Here is a 2061-nt window from a genome sequence, read left to right as displayed (position 1 = left end):
GAGCGCATGATGCGCGACGCCAAGATCACCCAGATCTACGAAGGCACCAACCAGGTCCAGCGCATCGTCATGGCCCGCAACCTCCCGTAACCACCAGCCCGTTGAAAGGAGACAGGCCGTGACCCTGAAGATCGCAGTCTGTGTGAAGTACGTCCCCGACGCGACCGGCGACCGCGGTTTCGCCGACGACCTGACGACCGACCGCGAGGCCGTCGACGGCCTGCTCTCGGAGCTGGACGAGTACGCCGTCGAGCAGGCCCTGCGGATCTCCGAGGAGTCCGACGACGCCGAGGTCACCGTCGTGACCGTGGGCCCGGACGACGCCAAGGACGCCCTGCGCAAGGCGCTCTCCATGGGCGCCGACAAGGCCGTCCACGTCAACGACGAGGACATCCACGGCTCCGACGTGTTCGCCACCTCGGCGATCCTGGCCAAGGCGCTGGAGAAGACCGGCTTCGACCTGGTCGTCTGCGGCATGGCCTCGACCGACGGCACGATGGGTGTGCTGCCGGCGCTGCTCGCCGAGCGCCTGGCGCTGCCGCAGGTCACGCTGCTCTCGGAGCTGTCCGTGGAGGACGGCCTGGTCAAGGGCCGCCGTGACGGCGACGCCGCCACCGAGCTCCTGGAGGCCCCGCTGCCGGCCGTCGTGTCGGTCACCGACCAGTCCGGCGAGGCCCGTTACCCCTCCTTCAAGGGGATCATGGCCGCCAAGAAGAAGCCGGTCGAGGAGCTGGACCTCGACGACCTGGACATCGACGCCGATGAGGTGGGCCTGGCCGGGGCGTGGACCCTGGTCGACTCGGCCACCGCCCGTCCGGCCCGTACCCAGGGCACGATCGTCACGGACGAGGGCGACGGCGGCAAGCAGCTCGCCGCCTTCCTCGCCACCCAGAAGTTCATCTGACCCACCGCCGGTCACCCACCCACACAGGAGCTACGAATCATGGCTGAGATCCTGGTTCTCGTGGACCACGCCGACGGTGCGGTCCGCAAGCCGGCCCTCGAACTGCTGACCCTGGCCCGCCGCATCGGCGAGCCGTCGGCGGTCGTCCTCGGCGCCGGCGAGGCCGCCGCCTCGATCGCCGCCACGGCCGGCGAGTACGGCGCGGCCACCGTGTACGTCGCGGACGGCGCGGAGTTCGCCGAGCAGCTCGTCGTCCCGAAGGTCGACGCACTCGCCCAGATCGCCCGGGAGAAGGGCGCGGCCGCCGTCCTGGTGACCTCCTCCGGCGAAGGCAAAGAGATCGCCGCCCGGGTCGCGCTGCGCCTCGGCTCCGGTCTGATCACCGACGCCGTCGAGCTGGAGGCCGGCGAGAACGGCCCGGTCGCCACGCAGTCCGTCTTCGCCGCCTCGTACCAGGTGAAGTCGACGGTCTCGCGCGGCGTGCCGGTCATCACCGTCAAGCCGAACTCCGCCGCTCCGGAGGCCGCCGCGGCCGCCGGCACGGTCGAGGACGTCACCGTCGCCTTCACCGGCAACGCCGCCAAGGTCGTCTCGCGCACCCCGCGCGTCTCCACCGGCCGCCCCGAGCTGACCGAGTCCGCGATCGTGGTCTCCGGCGGCCGCGGCGTCGGCGCGGCCGAGGGCTTCGCGGTCGTCGAGAAGCTGGCCGACTCGCTCGGCGCGGCCGTCGGCGCCTCCCGCGCCGCCGTCGACGCCGGCTGGTACCCGCACTCCAACCAGGTCGGCCAGACCGGCAAGCAGGTCTCGCCCCAGCTGTACGTGGCCGCGGGCATCTCCGGCGCCATCCAGCACCGGGCCGGCATGCAGACGTCGAAGACGATCGTCGCGGTCAACAAGGACCCCGAGGCCCCGATCTTCGACCTGGTCGACTACGGCGTGGTCGGCGACCTCTTCGAGGTGCTGCCCCAGCTGACGGACGAGATCGGCTCGCGCTGACATCACGGAGAAGGGGGGGGGGGGGGGGGGGGGGGGGGGGGGGGGGGGGGGTTGGGGGGGGGGGGGGGGGGGGGGGGGGGGGGGGGGGGGGGGGGGGGGGGGGGGGGGGGGGGGGGAGGGGGGAGGGGGTGGGTGGTGGGGGGGGGGGGGGGGGGGGGGGG

General features: G+C 73.1%; 3 protein-coding genes. All 3 read left to right on the top strand.

The window, feature by feature from the left end; genetic code table 11:
- Positions 1 to 90 (top strand): acyl-CoA dehydrogenase family protein (locus ACZ60W_RS37235; protein WP_144385854.1); only part of this gene is annotated, 90 nt, incomplete at its 5' end.
- Positions 91 to 118: 28 nt separating this feature from the next.
- Positions 119 to 904 (top strand): electron transfer flavoprotein subunit beta/FixA family protein, encoded by a 786-nt coding sequence (locus ACZ60W_RS37230; protein ID WP_469759836.1) that lies wholly within the window; start codon positions 119 to 121, stop codon positions 902 to 904.
- Positions 905 to 943: 39 nt separating this feature from the next.
- Entirely contained in the window at positions 944 to 1900 is a 957-nt protein-coding gene (locus ACZ60W_RS37225) for an electron transfer flavoprotein subunit alpha/FixB family protein (protein WP_469759835.1), read from the top strand.
- Positions 1901 to 2061: the final 161 nt, after the last annotated feature.

It is taken from the genome of Streptomyces sp. NPDC104202 (assembly GCF_055584185.1).
This window is presented reverse-complemented; position numbering and strand designations above follow the sequence as displayed.